This is a genomic window from Sphingobacterium multivorum (assembly GCF_039511225.1).
GTDB lineage: Bacteria > Bacteroidota > Bacteroidia > Sphingobacteriales > Sphingobacteriaceae > Sphingobacterium.
On record NZ_CP154261.1, the window covers coordinates 1,787,340 to 1,805,862 of the forward strand.

Below are 18,523 nucleotides of genomic sequence, written 5' to 3' on the forward strand. Positions count from 1 at the left end.
GCTTAATATTAATTTTAACCAACACTAAAATATGATTAAAAATTGCTTATTGCAAATGCGCAATGGATATATTGTGCATTTTAGATTCATTATCCGGATGAAACTAGCCTTAATTATGACTACGTGTGCTGTTATGAATGTTTCGGCAAATGTATTTTCCCAACAAAAAGTCTCCTTGGATGTCCAAAAAACAAAACTGAGCAAGGTACTTAAAATGATCGAAGAGCAAAGTGATTATTACTTTGTCTATAATTCGACGAACGAAAATTTAAATAAAGAGGTGTCAGTCAATGCGAATAATACGAAGGTATTGGATGTATTGGCTAAGCTTTTCAATAAAAGTGGATTGGTTTACTCCGTTTCTAAGGAAGGTCTTGTGGTTGTCAGTCAACAACAGCAGGTAGCTGTCGCAGGTGTCGTCACGGACGATAAGGGCAATCCCTTAGCTGGTGCCACGGTACGTGTTAAGGGAACCGCGGTGGGGCGGGCAACGGATATCAATGGACGTTTTACGATCGATGCGGCAACTGGAAACACCTTGATTATTTCTTTCGCAGGTTATACTTCGCAAGAAGTCGCTGTCACCAAAGAGGGGGATCTGAAAATTGTTTTATTGGAAGATAATCGGATGCTCAATGAGGTTGTTGTGACGGCATTGGGTATGAAGAAAGAGAAACGCTCGTTGGGGTACTCTGTTACGCAGGTTGCCGGTGAATCACTAACCACAGCCCGTGAAAATAATGTGATGAATTCACTTGTCGGAAAGGTGGCCGGATTGGATATCAGTTCTACCTCCGGCGGTGCTGGAGCGGCGTCCAATGTGACCATCCGTGGGGTATCGAGTTTGAACCAGACAAATCAGCCATTATACGTAATCAATGGTATCCCCATGGAAAGTAAACCAGTTGGAATTGGAAATGCTAATTCCAAGGGAAACTCAGGAAGCCAATGGGATAATGCACCCGATCTTGGTGATGCGATCGGCAATATCAATCCAGACGATATTGAAAGTATTTCGGTTCTAAAAGGTGCGGCAGCATCAGCATTATATGGCTCAAGAGCGAAAGCCGGTGTTATCCTTATTACGACAAAATCAGGTAAAGGTAATTCGATCGATTTCAATAGTAACCTTGTTGCCGAGCAGATCATTGACAACACCAATTGGCAAACAGTGTATGGTCAGGGGGCGAACGGTGAGAAGCCAACAACCCAAGCAGGAGCGGCCCAAGTGGGCGGATCGAGCTGGGGAGCTAAATTGGACGGTTCTCCGGTAGTCCAATTTGACGGTGTATCACGACCATATTCATTACAAAAAGGGAATTTAGATCGGTTTTATCGTACGGGTTCAACATGGACAAATACGCTGGCATTAAATAAATCATTTGATGGCGGATCTATCCGTCTGTCGGGAACAGATGTCAATAACAGATCTGTTGTTCCAAATTCGGGACTGAAAAGACAGTCGTTTAATTTGGTCGGACTTTTTGAACCACTCAAAGGTTTGACGATTGATGCGCGTTACAACATGATTTTGGAGCAGGTCAAAAATCGTCCAATGGTTTCTGACGGTGCAGGAAATGCCAATTACAACGTTATGTTTTTGCCAACGAGCATTAATGTCAATGATTTGAAGCCATGGAAGGATGGCAATGGAAAAGAGATACTCTATAATTCAGGCAATGTGTATGCGACCAACCCTTGGTTTGCTGCAAATGAGTTTATCAATAACACCAATCGTGACCGCTCCATAGCCTCTGTTACGGCTAAATATACGATGGGCAACGGTTTGTTTGTTCAAGGAAGAGCGGGACGGGATGGCTATACTGATCATTATAAAAATGTATTGCCTTCTGGTACGGGTTATTATGAAAATGGTAAAATCGCTGAACAAGAAACCAAATTTGCGGATATTAATGCGGATGTTTTGGTTGGTAAGTCATTCACTTTCGGAGATTATACCCTGACGCCTAATCTCGGAGCGAGTTACAGAAATACTAAAATCAGACAAACGACAAATTTGGGTACCGACTTCGCGATATTCGGTGTTTACAATATTTTGAATGCAAAAAATAAATCGGTAGCTTATCTCGAAAGCGAATCGGAGACACAGTCTACTTACGGTACCTTAGAATTTGCTTATAAAGATGTCGCCTATCTGACAGGTAGTTTGCGCTCTGACTGGTTTTCTACGCTAGCAACTCCGGGAGTGGATAATAAATTGAACTCGGTTTATCCAGCAGTTTCGGGATCATTTATCTTTTCAGAATATCTAAAGCCATCGTGGTTGAGTTTTGGAAAGTTGAGGGCAGGTTTTGCTCAGGTAGGGCAGGCAACAGATCCTTATCAAACCTTGCTAACCTATAATTTTAGAAGCGAGGTACTCAACGGTCAACCGTTAGGGGTTATTAACAATGTGAATATCCCGAACTCTTCCTTGAAAGCTTCTACAGCAACAGAGTTGGAAATTGGAACGGAGTTGCGTCTTTTTAATGATCGTGTAAACTTGGATCTAACCTGGTATAACAAGAAGTCGAAAGATGAGATTTCTTTTATTACAACCCCTTCAGCAAGCGGGTACGCCGGTGCCGTACTCAATGCCGGAAAGATGCAAAATAAGGGATTTGAAGCGTTGATTTCTGCTACTGTTGTTAAAACCGAAGATTTTAAATGGGTGTCTTCATTGAATGGTTCTTACAACGACAATAAAGTGATTTCATTGGCTGAAGGAATGGACGAACAGACGGTAGCAACGTCCCGTTCGGGTGTAGGTTACTTAATGAATAAAGTTGGTATGCCTGCTTTTCAGATCATGGCTTTCGATTATAAGTATGATAGCAATGGCGAGATCGTAAAATTGGCTGACGGTTCTCCTGACCGGGGTGAGTTAAAGTCTTATGGTTCAGCTATGAATAAATGGTTTGCAGGTTGGAACAATGAATTTAACTACAAAAGGTTCAATTTCTCTTTCTTGATTGATGGAAAATGGGGTGGAAAGCTTTTCTCAGGAACAGACTACTACGGTTACATTTTTGGATTGCATCAGGAAACTGTGGCAGATCGTGAAAGCTTGGGTAGAACGGCCTCTACTTATTATACCAATACAGCGAATAATGTATCCAAGATATTTGTAAACAGCGCTGATTTTGTAAAGTTGAGACAGGTCGTTATGGGGTATACTTTCCCTTCCAACTTATTCAATAACAAAGTTAAGTCAATTACGGTAAGTGCTGTAGCGCGCAATCTCTGGACGATCATGAAGAAAACAAATAACATTGATCCAGAATCGAGCTATAATGCAACTTTCCCGGGTTTAGAACTCGGCGGTGTTCCAGCAGTGCGTACTTACGGTGTTAATTTAAGTGTTAAATTCTAATTGCAAACAATCATGAAAAGATATATTAAACCGGTATTTGTTAGTTTAATGGCGGCTACATTATTTATGGAAAGTAGCTGTACCAAAGATTTTGATAAGATAAATACAGATCCAGTTGCTTATGGAAAAGAAAATTGGGATCCAAATTATACTTTGAGCTCAGCACAGTTGTTTTACACCGGAAGTTTTGATTTTGCATACGATACATGGCGTGGAAATCTGATTTATTCTTCCACAATGATGCAAGGTTTATCGACCGTAGTGAGTTATTGGGCAGGGGATAAATATATGCTGAATGAAAGCTATACCGCGGCTTATTGGGGGACGGGTACAGTTGGGGCCTATATTGAGCAGGTTCGTAATATTGTGGATGTGGTTGAGTTTACAAAAGACAAACCAAAATATGCAAATCTCCACAATGTCGCCCGTATTTGGAAAGCTTTAATTTTCGCACGCTTAACTGATTTGTATGGCGATGTTCCCTATTCGGAGGCGGGACTGGGTTTTTATACCAAAGTTTATAAACCGAAGTATGACAAGCAGCAGGATATCTATGCTGATTTGCTGAAGGAACTGGAAGCGGCTACTGCTGCATTAAAGGATGATGGTGATAAAGTTACTGGTGATGTTATTTATAAAGGTGATATTGCCAAATGGCGTAAATTTGGCAATTCTCTATTGCTTCGCACAGCGATGCGTTTGGTTAAAGTAGACGAAGCTAAAGCGAAAGAGTATGTGCAGAAGGCTGTGGGCAAGACAATGGACAGTAATGCTGACAATGCATTTATTTTACATGATGAGTCTGGATCTCGGGTAACGCAAAATAGAAATAGCCAAGTTTTATTGGGTGATGGAGGCCAAGAGAATTATTATGTCAAATGGTCTAAAACATTTATTGATTATCTAAAAAGCAATAATGATCCGAGGTTACAAAAGGTAGCTGTCACAAAACTGTATCTGTCTGAAAAGGATAAAGTACAGAATGGGAGTTTTATCACAGACCCAACCAAACAAAAGGGGATGCCTAACGGAAAGGATTTGGGCTCAAATGCGCAGTATAACATCAGTAGCGATCCAAGTTACACGACCTTTGCGGAATATTCTTCGCCCAATCCTAATATGATCAAGCGGACTGGCGCGACATTTATTTTGACCTACGGTGAATCCGAGCTACTTTTAGCAGAGGCTGCCCAACGTTGGGGCATCGGTGGCAGCGCGAGCGACCATTATAAAAAAGGGGTGAAGGCAAGTATTACCTATCTGAATCAATATGATGGTTCCTTGGCAATAAGTGATGCAGATGCCGAGACTTATTTGGCAGCAAATCCATTTAATGCTGCTGATGCCTTAAAACAGATTAATACTCAATATTGGGCACATACCATCACGATGATGGATTTTTATGAAACTTGGAGCAACTGGCGTAGAAGTGGCTATCCAGTTTTAATTCCAGTGAATTACCCAGGCAATGCGACGTCGGGCACTATTCCAAGAAGATTCCCTTATCCTTCTACGGAAGCGGCTATCAATGGCGAAAACTACAGAGCAGCTTCGGCCGCAGTACCTGGCGGAGACAAGTTGTCTGGTCGAGTTTGGTGGGATAAATAATTACAATGGTTTGTTTTTGATTGAGGCTGAACTTTCGTAGTTTGGCCTCTTTAAACCTTTTATAAAATATGATAAACCTAAAAAATCAATTGCTGTTTGCGATCGCGACTTCCTGTCTTGTTTTTTCATGTAAAAATAATGCTGAAAAAAAAGAAGTTGATGCGGTAAAATCAACTTCTTTGTCCGGTACCTATAAGCTTATTGAAAGCAAGACAATTAAAGGTAAGGATACGGTGACCGCTTTTACCGATACCAGTAAAACAGAGATGTTTAAAATGTTCAATGAGGACCATTTTTCTTTCTTTAACCATGATAAGGAAAAAGGTAAAGGGAAAGAACCGCTATTTGTTGCCGGTGGTGGTACCTATTCTTTTGATGGTGTCAACTATCAAGAAAGACTACAATATTGTTCAATGCGGGATTGGGAAAGCAATAAGTTTGATTTTAAACTTACTTTAAAAGGAGATACCTTGATTCAAACCGGTGAGGAAAATTTACCTGAATTGGGGGTTAAACATACCATTGTGGAAACCTATTTAAAAGTCAAATAATCAATATTCTTATACCTGGAATTTTAACATCCCTCTTAAGTTTATTTTATTAATGCAGGCACTCAAGGTCATTCTTGAGTGTTTTTTTTGTTTGCTGGGAGGCCCTTTAAAAGGCTTTTATGCGATAATAGCATTATTTTAGAAAAAAAATAAAATTATATTGCAACATTTTCAGCAGGGGCCCGACTACATAGTAGAAACATAAGAATTAACAGTATTAATTTTAGAACGTGCAAAATCAGCTTAGCGATAAGGAATTATTAGCGATGTGCCAAACGGGCAACGAGTCTGGCTTTGCGCAGCTCTATCATCGGTATGCAAAAAAGATTTTTAATTCTATTTATCGGGTTTTGTCGAATCAGGAAGAAAGTGAAGATATTTTACAGGAAACCTTTGTTGATTTTTTTGCAAGATCAGATAAATGGCATTTAGTGCTCAGTGTGGAGGCCTGGTTGAGAAGAATGGGGGTGAATAAGGCAATCTCATTATTACGGAAGAATAAGCAATATTTTACGCCGGTGGATGATCTGGAAATTCAGGATGATGGCGAAGACGAATTGCTGGAAAAAGAGTGGCGTGAATGTCGTTTGACAGATTTGGAAAATGTGATCGATCAACTGACCGGTGTACCTAAGATGGTGGTCAATCTTTATCTGTTTGAAAATATGAGCCATGATGAAGTTGCGGAAACATTGGGGATGACAGCAGTTGCTGTACGTAGCCAATACCACCGTGCTAAAAAGAAAATTTACGAACAATTGAAGGAAAGGTATAATTATGCGGGATAATTTAAAAGATTTTGTGAACGCTAATCGGGAGGCATTTGATCAGAGAGAACCTTCGGCTGACTTATGGAATAAAATTAGGCCACAAGTAGTCCCCACTGTTCAGGAAAGAAAGATTAAGCCTTTATGGAAATGGGCAAGTATTGCGGCAGCAGCATTGTTAGTTGGGACAGCAACCTTTATTGCTTTTGACCAACAGCATGAATTGGCGGTAGAAAAACCTGTGGCTGCAGTACATCCGGTTACTGTTCAGAAAAGTACTGGAGATACAAATGTGGATCATGCTGGCCTGATGGATATTGTTTCTGATAGCCAAAAGAATTCAGCTCGGGTTAACGCAATAGCTGTTGTCGAAAGCAAAGGAAAAAAACTAGTAAAAGTAAGTGTATCGGAAACTGCTTATCGCGAAGCGGAAGAGAAGATGGATTATGTTCAGATGCTTCAGGATTCGAGTTCTGCAAGTACACGGTTAAGTGCTGTCTTGGCGATGAAAGATGTAGGGAGTTTAGATCGGAATAGTATGGGTGCTTTGGAAAAGACTGCTGTATCGGATCAAAGCAGTAATGTACGCATGGCTGCAATTGAAACGATATTAAATGGACTTAGTCCGGAAGAACGTCAACAAAAGGTTCAGGACTTTTTTGTGGAGCAAAATGATCCCACTTTACAAATGGAATTGATGCAAATGATGGCTCAACAGGAGGATCCGACGATGAAGGCGACGACAAAGGAAAAGTTAAATGAAATTGTCGAAGATCCCTTTACCCTGAAATTTGTGAAGGAGCAGGCCTATGCGGTATTATTAAATCAATAATGGGATATATATTAAGGTGGAAGTCGGATTGTGTATGTTAATCAATGAAAAAGCTTAAAATGCATTATTTGACAAATAATGAAAAAAAACTAAAACGAAATGAAAAAGATAAGGATAATGATGATTGGGGTCGCACTGATCTTTGCAAGCGCATTGCAGGCCCAGGTAAATGAAACTGTTGAAGGAGTTGCTGCACCAAAACCTCCTAATCCTCCTAAAAAGGCGAGAGCGGTTTCGGGGGTTGTTGTAAATAATAGTAATAATTTCACATACAGTGCTACTGGATTTGGCCGTTCTAATGGACCGAAAAGCTGGAAAGAAATTAAAGTGCCCAACTTGGGGAATAAGCTACTATTAAAATTGGATAATGTTTATATCGAGGGGTATAAGGGGAAGGATGTGCTGATTACCGCCAAGGTGGAGGAAAGTGAAGAAAATGACCGTGCAAAAGGCCTACGTGTGATCAATGGTTCAGGATTATCGGATAATTCAGGGCTTGGTATGAATATCAAAACAGAGGGCGGGGTGACCGAAATAAGCATGGTGGGAATGCCCTTAGAAGATTCTATTCGCATCAGGATACCGATGGATCTGCCTGTGACGATCAAAGGCGGTCGTGGAGCGATGTTTAATGCTGGAGCAATCGAATTGAAAGATATCCGGGCTGAGGTCGAAGTTGCTAGTACAATGGGGAATGTAAATTTATTGAACGTGACGGGCCCAATCAATGTTAAGGTTGCACAGGGAGATGTAACGGCCAAATTTGTTCAACCTGTTAAAGGACCGATTTCTTTGGTCGCAGCAATGGGGGCCGTAGATGTGGCCTTTCCAAAGAATTTTGGTGCTAATGTGGATGTGAAATCAGCCATGGGGAACATCTATGCAGCAGACGAGTTTCAGTTTGAGAAACAGTCTGAAGAGCCGAAGTCAACGCCAATGGGAAATGCGGTGAAAGGCAAAATGAATGGTGGTGGACAGGATGTTATCTTAAAAACATCCATGGGAGATATTTACATAAGAACACAGAAATAAAAAAAATAGCCTGTTAGAATAACAGGCTATTTTTTTAGTTCCATGCGGACGAGGTATTGATCATTCTCATCTTCATACAAAATTTGGACAACCCAGCCCATTTCGTGCGAAATTTTAATCAACAAATCCTGATCTAAGTAGAGCCATTTGAACAGGTTCCCTTTTTTGCCTTTGTATTCGTATTGATATTGAATTTCCCCAAAATAATGCGCTGGCTTTTTGATGTTATAATCTTTGTACAGATAACTGATGTCTGAAGAGTCAAAAATCAGTTGGCCATTTTCAGTCAATAATTCTTTACTATGCTGCAATAGTTTTCGAAAGCCATCTACGTCGCCAGCAAGGCCTATTCCGTTCATCAAAAGCAAAAGTGTATCGTATTTTTGGCCTTCGAATTTATAGAAATCTTCGCAGATAATATGTTGTACCCCGCGTTGTTGCATAATATGGCAGGCGGTCTGCGAGAGTTCCAGTGCATCTACTTCAAAACCTTTTTCTTGTAGATAAAGGCTATGGCTGCCAACTCCAGCTCCAACATCCAGTACACGTCCATCGCATAAGGATAGACCAATAAATTCCAGTTCAGGGAAATCATCAGGTTCACGAAAGAAAATCTCGACCGGCATTTCGTCTCGGTCGCCATAACTCGTGTGGAGTACTAAAGGAAATTTTTCTTCTTGATGTACGAAATAATCATCTAAAGCTTCACCGTATACGTCTCTATGCATTGTCATCATCAATCATTAGTACTTTTTTTGCTATATATATGGAGTCTTCATCTCCCGTATGTTTCATGGGTTCGTCAGATAGCTTGATGACCGGGGTCCATTGATCATCTTCTGGCAAAGCGTCGGTCATCTTAATGACGATATTCATGGGTTTGAGACCGACATCATTGGTGAAATTGGTACCGACGCCAAAGGAATGTAAAATTTTTCCCTCACAGTAGCTCGCGATTCTTTCGACTTTCTCATAGTCTAGGCCATCTGAGAATATAATTGTTTTGGAGAGGGGATCGATTCCATTTTTCTTATAGTGTGCGATGACCTTGTCTGTAAATTCAAGAGGATCTCCGCTGTCATGGCGGACTCCATCAAATAATTTGGTTAATTTTTTGTCAAACTGCTGAAAGAAGACTTCCGTCGTATAGGTGTCCGATAGTGCTATTCCGAGGTCACCCCGGTAGACATCAGACCAATGTTCAAGGCCAAGGAGATTCGCCATTTTATATCCGTATTTGGCAGCGTGGAACATAAACCATTCATGGGCATGTGTGCCGATTGGTTTCGTTTCATATTTCATTGCTAAATGTACATTGCTGGTGCCTATAAATGTTTTTTCGCCGTATTGCTTCAGTGTGCGAACGACCAAATCGTGGACTTCATAAGAATGACGTCTGCGCGTGCCAAAATCAGCAATTGTGATATTGAGTTTTTTATATTTTTCAATTTTATCTTTGGCGGTGGCGATCACAGCTGCATCCGAGGCACGTTGTAGGCCATGGGATTCATAAAAAAGTTCACAGATGAGCGACATCAATGGGACTTCCCAAAGAATAGTACGGTACCAGTACCCTTCGATAATGACTTCAAGGTCGGGGCCATCCTGAAATATTTTGATTTCCTCGGGATCGTAGCGATAACCTTGAAGAAAGTCAAAATAGGTTGGGTCTATGTAAGGACATGTTCTGGCAAAAAAAGCCTTTTCTGCTTTTGTTAACTTCAAATTAGCCATTTCATTGACGGCCTCCTTCAGGAGTACATCAAAACCATCGGGAAATTTATGATGTCCCCGATTAATAAAATGATAACGTGCTTTGGCCTTTGGAAACAACTTGACCACGGCATGCTGCATGGTGAATTTGTAAAAGTCATTATCTAATATAGAGGTAAATGAAGCCATCTTTATCGATCTGTTTTTTTGTTTGAAGCGGTAAATTTACTAATTAACGTGAAAATGTATGGATTGTTCATGATAAATATAAAAAGACATGCATATAAAAGGCGGGTAAAATTTTTCATTTTACCCGCCAGATGTGAATTATTATTTTATTCGCCTGTCGTTATCTTGTTCTAGATCTTTCTGATCCTTGTGAAGAACGTCCAGAGCTGCGTTCGCCTGAGCTTTCTGAAGACCTTGATCGAGATACAGACGATGAATTGTCTGTATTTGATCTACTTCTTGTATTTTCGTAGCTCCGATTTTGAGTTGGTTGTGCTACAGGTTGCGACACGGGTTGGCTCGAACGTGTCCTGGTGCCATCATAATTTCCATTTCGTTGCGGCGTTGTCGTAGGTTGCGCAACTCTTGGCGGTACAGCCTGATCGGAACCGTTTGCACTAGACCGCGAGCGTGAATTATAGTCTGTGTTTCTATTGTAGTCTGTACTTCTGCCGTTGGCTACACCATTATTGTCAACGGAGCGATTTTGCCTGTCCCTAGTGGTAGATGTAGGGTTGTTATTGTTTGAAGCATCCGACTGGCGACTTGATCGCGTTCTAAAATCATAGTTATTCGAATTAGGTTGTGTACCATTCGTATTTCTATTTATAGTACCATTGTCTCCGGTTCGAGTATTATTAATTGAACTACGGCTTGAGCCACCGCTGTTGGCATCATTACGAGACCTTACAGAAGCATTTCCACTATTGTCAATATATAACTCACGATTTCCTGATCTCGAGTCGATGTTATCTCTGTTGGTTATGACACGATTGGTTCGATCTGAAATCTCACTATTGTTATTTCGTGTTCGGGTAGAAGCATCCACGACATTAGTCGGGCGGGCAGAGGATCTTGTATTACGGTCTACATTCGGACGGTACATACTGATTTCATTGCTGCGGTTGCTGCTACTGCGTGCAGACCCAGGTCTATCGGCGTTTGCGATTCTATTGACTGTTACGCTTCTTCCTGTCGAACGTTCAATATCGGATCTTCGCGGACCGCCAACATAATAGTTGTTGTTAATTATCGTGGTATTATTGATGATGGTGGTTCTGTTGTAGATATTATTGTAATTTCTTCGATTAACATAATATCTATCCATGTCCCGCCGCATAAAGTGATTGACTCCCACAAATGTCCAAAAGTTCATTGGAATATTAACGGATACATTAATATTCATGCCTGGCCCCAGAGGAGCCCAACCGTAGTAGTCATTACTTTGGCGCCAATTTACCCATGCTGGTCCCCATTCATAGTCAGGGACCCATCCCCAGCCATAACGGTCATTGTAGTTCCAGCGACCATAGTGGAAGGGAGCCCAGCCCCAGTCATAGTTGGATACCCAAGTATTACCATAATCAGTCATTGTCCAATAACCATTGGTTGCATAAGGCTGGAAGTTCGGGCCAACGTCCGGAATCCAAACAAAACCATAATTGGGGTCATTAACCCACTCTCCATAAGGTGAGAGCTGATCATAGAATAGCTGGAACGAAACTCCATCATTGTTATAATTGTTATAACCATTATTGTTATAACCATTATTATATCCACCCCGTTGGGCCATTGAAGTAGCACAACTTGAAAAAGAAGCGATACCGATAAAACCAAGTACCCAATATTTTATGTTGCCTAAATTTTTCATTTCTGTAATATTTAAAAGTGTGACAAACTCTATGCTATTGTCTTTGTTATTATGACAGCATAACGTATAAAATGGTTTAATCGGTACATTAGAAATCTGATTTTTTATATATAAAAGTCAAATTGATGATCTTTTTACATAAACGACAATTTTAGATACATATTTTTATTTACCTTTACCGCTCGAATTGCTACGTGTTTGTTCAGCATAAGACGTGTTTTAAAACACATTAATTTGAAATAGACATCATTTAAATGGCTAAAAAACTTCAGACTTTTTTTCTAGAATTTGCAAACATTCACCGTTTTTTGCTACGGTTTTGGCGTGAATTGGTAACTCCACCCTATGAATTTAAAGAGATTGTCCGCCAGTGCTATGAAATAGGCTATAAATCGTTGCCTTTGATCAGTTTAACGGGATTTATTGTTGGATTTGTTTTTACAAAACAGTCACGTCCTTCTTTGGAGGAATTTGGAGCGACTTCGATGTTGCCTTCGCTTATTTCGATCGCTATTGTTCGTGCATTAGCACCATTGGTGACGGCTTTAATAGCTTCGGGTAAAGTGGGCTCGCAAATTGGGGCAGAACTAAGTTCGATGAATGTCACGGAGCAAATTGATGCGATGGAAGTTTCGGGGACTAATCCATATAAGTTTCTTATTGTAAGTAGAATATTAGCTACAACTATTGGAATTCCAGTACTGTGTTTTTATGTGGCAGGTATAGGCCTTTTAGGTGGTTACCTCAGTATGATGAGTAAAGATGACTTAAGCTTTTTGAGTTTTTTTACGCAAGTATTTGAAACGATAGCATTTAAGGATTTAGGCGCTATGGTTTTGCGGGCAGTTATATTTGGTTTTACCATTGGAGCTGTAAGTTGTTATTGCGGTTATTTTTCTTCAAAGGGAACTGAAGGTGTTGGTAAGGCAGCGAACGCGGCCGTTGTAGCTTCGATGTTCCTTGTCTTTATTGAGGAAATAATTATTGTTCAAGTTTTATCGTTCTTTGGATAGTGAGCTATGGAAAAGATTAAATCAACCATCGACCATTCGAAGCCGGTCATTGAAATTAGGGATGTTAGTAAATCTTTCGGTGATAATCACGTTCTACGTGGTGTAAATCTGGATTTATATAAAGAAGAAAACCTCGTTGTGCTTGGGCGTTCTGGGACAGGAAAATCAGTGTTGATCAAATTAATTTCGGGCTTATTAAGACCGGATGAAGGGACCATCAATGTTTTGGGAGAGTCAGTTCTTGAGTTAAATGATCGCGAACTGCGTGAGTTACGCTTGAAAATAGGGTTTTCTTTTCAGAATAGTGCGCTCTACGACAGCATGACTGTGCGCGAAAATCTGGAATTTCCATTGGTTCGAAATAAACGTAATCTAACACGTTCGGAGATCAATCAGGCCGTGGAAGAGGTGTTGGATGGTGTAGGACTTTCGCAAGCTATTAATCAGATGCCTTCAGAGTTGTCGGGTGGACAGCGGAAGCGAATTGGTATTGCGCGTACCCTGATTCTTAGACCTGAAATCATGATGTACGATGAGCCAACAGCAGGGCTCGATCCGATCACTTGTTTGGAGATTAATGGATTGATTAACGAGGTTCAGGAGAGGTATAAAACAGCATCAATTATTATCACGCACGATTTGGCTTGTGCGAAAGAAGTGGGAGACCGGATTGTGATGTTGTTGGATGGCAAGTTTGAAAGACAGGGGTCTTTTGAAGAAATTTTTGATACAGATGACGCACGAGTAAGAGCGTTTTATAATTATAATTTTATTCTATAATATACATGAGTAAGGCAGAAAATAAAAGAGCAATCATTGTCGGTATTTTTGTTTTTTTAGGCGTATTGATTCTTTTAGCGGGTATTTTTATTTTGGGCAGCCAGCAAAAGAAATTTACTAGAAATATCGAAATTACGACTTCATTTCCCGATGTCGCCGGATTAAAGGTAGGGAGTAATGTGTGGTTTTCTGGGGTTAAGGTAGGGATCATTAAGAATATACATTTTAAAAGCGTGCAGGATGTTGAGGTGGTATTGACCATTGAGGAGAAATCTGCTGAATATATTCGTAAAGATGCCGTAACAAAATTGGGTTCGGATGGTTTGATCGGTAATAAGATCGTAGTGATTTCTGGGGGGTCGCAGAATGCGCCAACAGTTGAGACAGGCGATTTCTTGCGTTCGGCGAAGACTGCAGACATGGAAGCGATGATGGAAACATTGCAGGTAAATAATGAAAACTTAGCAAAGATTACCACTGACTTTGTAGAAATATCACGTGGATTGGCGGATGGAAAAGGAATGGTTGGCGCGATGTTGACCGATACGTCCATGGTAAATACACTGCGTGCGACGTTATTATCGATCAGTGCTGCAATGAATAATGCAAACAAAGCTTCTGCTAATTTGGTCACCTTGACGAACTCTTTAAATAGCAATAAGGGCTTGATTCATGATTTAACGACCGATACCGCTATATTCTCTAATCTGCGTCAGTCTGCAGCGCAGTTGCAAGGGGTTTCCCAGACAGCAAATGCATTGATAAACAATTTGAATAATGCATCTGGCCGGTTGAATGATAAAGATAATGCGGTGGGCGTTTTATTGAATGATCCAGCATCAGCAAATCAGATTAAATCGGCAATCAATAACCTGAATTCGAGTACCGCGAAATTGGATGAAAATATGGAAGCGTTGCAACATAATTTCTTATTACGTGGTTTCTTTAAAAAGAAGATGAAAGAGGATGCTAAAAAAGCTGAGTTGCTTAAAGCGGACACGACGAAATAAGTGGATTAAAAAGGACATAATGAAAGGCTGTACGCTTGCGTAGAGCCTTTTTTAATAAATAATAGCGTCAATATGGGCTCCAATTCAACGGGCATTTAACCCTGTATAGCATTTGGATACCCCCTTTTAATTTGAAAAAAATGAATCATACTGAAATTACAGATAAAGACGTCATCTACGAAGACAATCATCTCATCGCTATAAATAAGAAAGCCGGAGATATTGTGCAGGTGGATGAAACAGGAGACCTATCTTTAGAGGATATGGTTAAAGTATATTTGAAAAAGAAATATGATAAGCCAAATGATGCTTTTGTTGGTGTTATTCATCGATTAGATAGACCTGTTAGTGGTATGATTTTGTTCGCGAAAACAAGCAAGGCGCTAGAGCGAATGAATAAATTTTTTCAGGATAGACATGTGAAAAAGACCTATTTGGCAATAGTCAGACAGCGTCCGCGAAAAACGGAAGGGAAACTGATCAACTGGTTGGTTAGAAATAGACAAACGCGCGTAACAAAGGCTTTTCCACGGGAGGTGAAAGGTGGAAGTTATGCTGAGTTGGATTATATGGTGGTGGGTGAGTTGAACGGATTCTATTTGCTGCGAATAGAACCTTTAACAGGTCGTACACATCAAATTCGTGCGCAACTTGCAGCGATGGGCTGTCCTATTGTTGGCGATAATAAGTATGGATACCCAAGAGGTAGTTCTTTGGGCAGTATCTGTTTGCATTCGCGTTCATTGGCCTTTACACATCCAATTAAAAAGGAGAAGATGGAATTGATTGCTTCATTGCCGAAAGACGGCTTTTGGGATAAATTTGAATCTTTGGCACGCTAATCGTTAAAATTTCAGTACCTTTGTGTTATGAAATGGTTTAAATATTTACTCCTAATATTTACCTTAAGCTGCTCGGCTGTATCTGTTTCTTACGGACAGTGTGCGATGTGTACATTGAACGCGGAGAATTCTACGAAGGAAGGGAATATGCAAGGAAGAGGTCTGAATGACGGTATCTTGTTTCTGTTGGTAATACCTTATCTTGCCGCGGCAGGCCTTGGTTATTTATGGTATAAGAAGTACCGTAAGAAGAGCCCTGTAACAAAGAAATTTATAAACGAAATAAAATAGATTCTTAATGCCCACATCCAAATTCCATGCAATGATACACTCCAAATGCCCGAAGTGTCATATTGGTAATGTATTTGTAGGAAAGGTCTACAGTTTACACAAGCAGCATATGAATGATACTTGCCCATATTGTGGCGTCAAGTACGAGGTTGAGCCAGGTTACTTCTACGCCGCGATGTATGTGAGTTATGCTTTGTCAGTCGCTGAGATTGTTACTGTGTCAGTTGCTATCGCAATTTTGACAGGAAGTGAATCGCCCTGGTCTTATCTGATTGGTCTAGCTGTAACCATTTTGGTCTTCGCACCTTTTAATTTTAGGTATGCCCGTTTGATTTTACTTCATTTTTTAACGCCAAAAATCAGTTATGATCCGCGTTATGAATTGGCAGCAGAGATAGGTGAAAAGTATAATAGGAACCTTACCGAAGATAGTAACGGTATTAATGAAGTGAAAAAATAAAAGAGCTCTAAAGAGCTCTTTTATTTTTTTAGATACTTCATGGTACTGTCGAAAAGGAAAACCTTGTCTTTATATACTTCTGAAATGAGTTGTTGTAATGGAATGAGATGCACTTGTTGAAAATCTGCGACAAGCTCTTCTGTAGGAAGTATGACTTGAATGCAATAGGTCATACCTTCATGCGGCGACTGGAGCATTTCCAGAAAATGCACTTGAAATTTTTGGGATTGCACGATATTATCCTGAATCCATGAAACGATTTCTTGATGGATCGTTTCTTCTGCAATAACGGAGACATTGTATAAAAACATACACAAAAATACGCTATTTTTCTGCGATAAAAAAGAATCTCAGGGCCAGAAGGGAGATAAGTTTGAATATTACATTTAATTACTATATCTTGTAAAAATAAGGTTGCATTTCATGCAATTTCGTATTTAATTGCAATATTTGGAATAAATGATAAGGATGTAACTGGGATTATGAGGATGAAATTTTGGATAGGTTTGTTTTTTTCTGCCATGATCATGTTGGGGTGTCAACGACATAGCGTTGATCTTATTCCAATAAATCAATTTTTTTCTACACCTGAAAAATCAAATTTTAAGATTTCTCCAAATGGTCGATTTATAGCTTACATTGGCCTGGACAACCATTGCAAAAATATCTATTTGATAGATTTGATCCATCAGGATAGTTCCAAACAACTTACGTATCAAAATGATATTAATGTAAAATCCTTCGCTTGGAACAATAATTCAAAAATATCTTTTTTGACAGAGCAATCCACACAGGACAGTTTACGTTTATATGCTGTGGATATCAATACAGAGAAGATCTGGCCATTAATTAAACCGGTTCGGGGACGATTTCGCTGGGTTCATGCCCTAGTGACAGGAAGCGATAGTTTTATTGCGGGAATCAACGATCGAGACTCTTCTTTTTTTGACCTTTATCGTATCTATTTAGATGGAAGGCCACGGGAATTGGTTTTACAGAATCCCGGAAATATGAGCTCCTGGGTGGTGTCAAATGATGGGCAGGTAAGATTAGCGGTAGCCAATGATTCCGTACAGCAGTCTGTGCTCTATCGAAGTTCCGAGACAGAACCATTTAAAGAGATTATACGCTGTGATGTAGAAAGTAGTTTTACACCTTTGGGTTATAAAGATAGTTCTAATGCGATCATTTATGCCTTATCCAATATAGACCGGGATAAACTGGCATTGGTTAGCTATGATTTGGAAAACCAGAAGGAATTAGGGGAACTTTATAGCCATAAAGATGTTGACGTGAGTCCAGGAGGATATTTTACGGAACAAAACAAGCTACTGTTTGTAAATTACAGTACGTCCCGACAAAATAGGCACTTTTTTGACGAAGCCACCAAAAAGAAATATGATCAGTTGTCCAGACAGATCGATGGTTTTGAATTTCAGGTGCTAAATACCGACATTTCTGGCGATAAGGTAATTATCAAAACGTATACGGATGTAAATCCCGGAGGTATTTATTTTTATGACTTTTCGACGCAAAAATTAACGAAGCTAACAGATAATAATTCCGATCTAAAAGACAAAGAGCTCTCACCTAACGAGTATATTACCTATACGGCGAGAGATGGAGTTCAGATTTCGGGTTATTTGACTTATCCTATACATTCCAATCGCAAAGATCTACCCATGGTGGTATTGCCTCATGACGGGCCCAATGGGCGGGAAGTATGGGGGTTTGACAATGAAGCTCAATTTTTAGCCAATCGGGGGTATTTGGTCTTTCAGATGAACTATAGAGGATCAACAGGTTTCGGCAAGAAATTCTGGACGGCGGGATTTAAAGAATGGGGAGGAAAGATTCAGGATGATATTACCGATGGCGTGAAATGGTTGATCAAAGAGGGGATTGCTGATCGGGAGCGTGTTGCCATTGTAGGGAAAGGTTTTGGTGGCTATTCGGCGCTACATGCAGCCTGTTTTAACTCTGATCTATATAAATGTGCCGTGTCTTATTCAGGTTATACCAATTTATTCACTTACTTTAGAGATATTCCACCATACTTTAAATCTTATGTGCAGAAGATGTATCAAATCGTTGGAAATCCGATTCGGGAGGCAGAACTATTCAAAAATATTTCACCTGTATTTCATTCGGATAAAGTAAAGATACCGGTATTATTGGTCCAAGGGGGGAAAGATCGTTTTAGTTCGGTTACGGATGCAAATCAATTTGTGCAGAAATTAAAGAATAACAATGTTCCTGTGCAATACATCCTGAAAGAGGATGAAGATCGAACTTTTAAACGGGATGAGAATGTCTTTGGTTACTATAATGAGCTGGAGCGATTTTTAGCGAAATATCTTGTTGACTAAAGG

The 18,523-nt window shown here is 40.0% G+C and carries 17 protein-coding genes; 13 read left to right on the forward strand and 4 right to left on the reverse strand.

The window, feature by feature from the left end:
* Nucleotides 1-115: 115 nt before the first annotated feature.
* From AAH582_RS07340 to AAH582_RS07365, 6 genes are all read left to right on the forward strand, one after another.
* Nucleotides 116-3,373, forward strand: coding sequence for a SusC/RagA family TonB-linked outer membrane protein (locus AAH582_RS07340; RefSeq protein ID WP_231585270.1), 3,258 nt, complete (start codon nucleotides 116-118; stop codon nucleotides 3,371-3,373).
* 12 nt (nucleotides 3,374-3,385) lie between these two features.
* The gene (locus AAH582_RS07345; RefSeq protein ID WP_343321711.1) at nucleotides 3,386-4,981 is read left to right on the forward strand and encodes a SusD/RagB family nutrient-binding outer membrane lipoprotein; all 1,596 of its coding nucleotides are present in this window, start codon (nucleotides 3,386-3,388) and stop codon (nucleotides 4,979-4,981) included.
* Nucleotides 4,982-5,049: 68 nt separating this feature from the next.
* Entirely contained in the window at nucleotides 5,050-5,532 is a 483-nt protein-coding gene (locus AAH582_RS07350; protein WP_046674227.1) for a hypothetical protein, read from the forward strand.
* Nucleotides 5,533-5,762: 230 nt separating this feature from the next.
* Complete coding sequence (locus AAH582_RS07355; protein ID WP_046674226.1) at nucleotides 5,763-6,320, forward strand: RNA polymerase sigma factor; 558 nt, start codon at nucleotides 5,763-5,765, stop codon at nucleotides 6,318-6,320.
* Nucleotides 6,310-7,131, forward strand: coding sequence for a hypothetical protein (locus AAH582_RS07360; RefSeq protein ID WP_343321712.1), 822 nt, complete (start codon nucleotides 6,310-6,312; stop codon nucleotides 7,129-7,131). Before AAH582_RS07355 ends, AAH582_RS07360 begins: the two co-directional genes overlap by 11 nt.
* A gap of 99 nt (nucleotides 7,132-7,230) precedes the next feature.
* Nucleotides 7,231-8,163, forward strand: a complete 933-nt coding sequence (locus AAH582_RS07365; protein ID WP_046674224.1) for a DUF4097 family beta strand repeat-containing protein — start codon at nucleotides 7,231-7,233, stop codon at nucleotides 8,161-8,163.
* Between the two features lie 26 nt (nucleotides 8,164-8,189).
* On the opposite strand, the gene AAH582_RS07370 is transcribed toward AAH582_RS07365, so the two are convergent.
* The 3 genes from AAH582_RS07370 to AAH582_RS07380 form a co-directional block, all read right to left on the reverse strand.
* A complete protein-coding gene (locus AAH582_RS07370) occupies nucleotides 8,190-8,891 on the reverse strand; it encodes a class I SAM-dependent methyltransferase (protein WP_046674368.1) in 702 nt (233 codons plus the stop codon).
* Nucleotides 8,884-10,065 (reverse strand): nicotinate phosphoribosyltransferase, encoded by a 1,182-nt coding sequence (pncB, locus tag AAH582_RS07375; protein WP_046674223.1) that lies wholly within the window; start codon nucleotides 10,063-10,065, stop codon nucleotides 8,884-8,886. Before pncB ends, AAH582_RS07370 begins: the two co-directional genes overlap by 8 nt.
* 160 nt (nucleotides 10,066-10,225) lie before the next feature.
* On the reverse strand, nucleotides 10,226-11,755 hold the full coding sequence (locus AAH582_RS07380) for a DUF6600 domain-containing protein (protein ID WP_343321713.1): 1,530 nt from the start codon (nucleotides 11,753-11,755) through the stop codon (nucleotides 10,226-10,228).
* Nucleotides 11,756-12,009: 254 nt separating this feature from the next.
* Here AAH582_RS07380 and AAH582_RS07385 point away from each other — a divergent pair, with 254 nt between their 5' ends.
* The 6 genes from AAH582_RS07385 to AAH582_RS07410 all read left to right on the forward strand — a co-directional run bounded on the left by AAH582_RS07385 (nucleotide 12,010) and on the right by AAH582_RS07410 (nucleotide 16,151).
* On the forward strand, nucleotides 12,010-12,768 hold the full coding sequence (locus AAH582_RS07385; protein ID WP_046674222.1) for an MlaE family ABC transporter permease: 759 nt from the start codon (nucleotides 12,010-12,012) through the stop codon (nucleotides 12,766-12,768).
* Nucleotides 12,769-12,774: 6 nt separating this feature from the next.
* Entirely contained in the window at nucleotides 12,775-13,548 is a 774-nt protein-coding gene (locus tag AAH582_RS07390) for an ABC transporter ATP-binding protein (protein ID WP_046674221.1), read from the forward strand.
* A gap of 5 nt (nucleotides 13,549-13,553) precedes the next feature.
* Complete coding sequence (locus tag AAH582_RS07395; RefSeq protein WP_046674220.1) at nucleotides 13,554-14,558, forward strand: MlaD family protein; 1,005 nt, start codon at nucleotides 13,554-13,556, stop codon at nucleotides 14,556-14,558.
* Between the two features lie 140 nt (nucleotides 14,559-14,698).
* A complete protein-coding gene (locus AAH582_RS07400; protein ID WP_046674219.1) occupies nucleotides 14,699-15,400 on the forward strand; it encodes an RluA family pseudouridine synthase in 702 nt (233 codons plus the stop codon).
* Nucleotides 15,401-15,427: 27 nt separating this feature from the next.
* A complete protein-coding gene (locus AAH582_RS07405) occupies nucleotides 15,428-15,691 on the forward strand; it encodes a hypothetical protein (RefSeq protein WP_046674218.1) in 264 nt (87 codons plus the stop codon).
* A 109-nt stretch (nucleotides 15,692-15,800) separates the two neighbouring features.
* Nucleotides 15,801-16,151 (forward strand): DUF983 domain-containing protein, encoded by a 351-nt coding sequence (locus tag AAH582_RS07410; RefSeq protein WP_231585269.1) that lies wholly within the window; start codon nucleotides 15,801-15,803, stop codon nucleotides 16,149-16,151.
* A 20-nt stretch (nucleotides 16,152-16,171) separates the two neighbouring features.
* Here the strand turns inward: AAH582_RS07410 and AAH582_RS07415 are convergent, their stop codons facing one another.
* The gene (locus AAH582_RS07415; RefSeq protein ID WP_046674217.1) at nucleotides 16,172-16,462 is read right to left on the reverse strand and encodes a DUF4286 family protein; all 291 of its coding nucleotides are present in this window, start codon (nucleotides 16,460-16,462) and stop codon (nucleotides 16,172-16,174) included.
* Nucleotides 16,463-16,639: 177 nt separating this feature from the next.
* On the opposite strand from AAH582_RS07415, the gene AAH582_RS07420 reads away from it, so the two are divergent.
* A complete protein-coding gene (locus AAH582_RS07420; protein ID WP_343321714.1) occupies nucleotides 16,640-18,520 on the forward strand; it encodes an alpha/beta hydrolase family protein in 1,881 nt (626 codons plus the stop codon).
* Nucleotides 18,521-18,523: the final 3 nt, after the last annotated feature.

Excerpts from the sequence above, each read along its gene's own strand:
- AAH582_RS07340 (WP_231585270.1), top strand. The coding sequence starts at position 116 with ATGACTACGTGTGCTGTTATGAATGTTTCGGCAAATGTATTTTCCCAA.
- AAH582_RS07345 (WP_343321711.1), top strand. The coding sequence starts at position 3,386 with ATGAAAAGATATATTAAACCGGTATTTGTTAGTTTAATGGCGGCTACA.
- AAH582_RS07350 (WP_046674227.1), top strand. The coding sequence starts at position 5,050 with ATGATAAACCTAAAAAATCAATTGCTGTTTGCGATCGCGACTTCCTGT.
- AAH582_RS07360 (WP_343321712.1), top strand. The coding sequence starts at position 6,310 with ATGCGGGATAATTTAAAAGATTTTGTGAACGCTAATCGGGAGGCATTT.
- AAH582_RS07365 (WP_046674224.1), top strand. The coding sequence starts at position 7,231 with ATGAAAAAGATAAGGATAATGATGATTGGGGTCGCACTGATCTTTGCA.
- AAH582_RS07370 (WP_046674368.1), bottom strand. The coding sequence starts at position 8,891 with ATGCATAGAGACGTATACGGTGAAGCTTTAGATGATTATTTCGTACAT.
- pncB (WP_046674223.1), bottom strand. The coding sequence starts at position 10,065 with ATGGCTTCATTTACCTCTATATTAGATAATGACTTTTACAAATTCACC.
- AAH582_RS07380 (WP_343321713.1), bottom strand. The coding sequence starts at position 11,755 with ATGAAAAATTTAGGCAACATAAAATATTGGGTACTTGGTTTTATCGGT.
- AAH582_RS07385 (WP_046674222.1), top strand. The coding sequence starts at position 12,010 with ATGGCTAAAAAACTTCAGACTTTTTTTCTAGAATTTGCAAACATTCAC.
- AAH582_RS07390 (WP_046674221.1), top strand. The coding sequence starts at position 12,775 with ATGGAAAAGATTAAATCAACCATCGACCATTCGAAGCCGGTCATTGAA.
- AAH582_RS07395 (WP_046674220.1), top strand. The coding sequence starts at position 13,554 with ATGAGTAAGGCAGAAAATAAAAGAGCAATCATTGTCGGTATTTTTGTT.
- AAH582_RS07400 (WP_046674219.1), top strand. The coding sequence starts at position 14,699 with ATGAATCATACTGAAATTACAGATAAAGACGTCATCTACGAAGACAAT.
- AAH582_RS07405 (WP_046674218.1), top strand. The coding sequence starts at position 15,428 with ATGAAATGGTTTAAATATTTACTCCTAATATTTACCTTAAGCTGCTCG.
- AAH582_RS07410 (WP_231585269.1), top strand. The coding sequence starts at position 15,801 with ATGAATGATACTTGCCCATATTGTGGCGTCAAGTACGAGGTTGAGCCA.
- AAH582_RS07415 (WP_046674217.1), bottom strand. The coding sequence starts at position 16,462 with ATGTTTTTATACAATGTCTCCGTTATTGCAGAAGAAACGATCCATCAA.
- AAH582_RS07420 (WP_343321714.1), top strand. The coding sequence starts at position 16,640 with ATGAAATTTTGGATAGGTTTGTTTTTTTCTGCCATGATCATGTTGGGG.